General features: G+C 42.5%; 1 protein-coding gene. It reads right to left on the minus strand.

What is annotated here, in order from left to right; all coding sequences use genetic code 11:
* The coding region (locus KVT34_RS30335; protein WP_217563299.1) for a hypothetical protein at window positions 1–237 on the minus strand (237 nt) is incomplete at its 3' end.
* Window positions 238–268: the final 31 nt, after the last annotated feature.

Genomic DNA, 268 nt, shown 5'->3' on the forward strand with positions numbered 1-268 from the left:
GTTAAGAGGCATAATTGGTTCAACAGCAGTTATATTGTTTCTAGTTTGCGCAAAACTTCCATTCAAGCCAAGCAAAAACTTCATAGTCTTATTGGTTTCAAGAAAGGATTGAAGAACCTTACGGCCTGCCGCTTCACAATGGCATTCTTGAGTCAAATTGCACTTACAGGTAGGGTAGACTATGAGAGCATCTCTCTCATCCCAAAGAGTTTTGAGTCTGGTGTAGTATGCATTCACGGTGGAGGATCCCTGATCCACCTTGTTCAGC

Origin of the sequence: Paenibacillus sp. GbtcB18 (genome assembly GCF_019091125.1) — a bacterium.
Taxonomy (GTDB): domain Bacteria; phylum Bacillota; class Bacilli; order Paenibacillales; family NBRC-103111; genus Paenibacillus_F; species Paenibacillus_F chitinolyticus.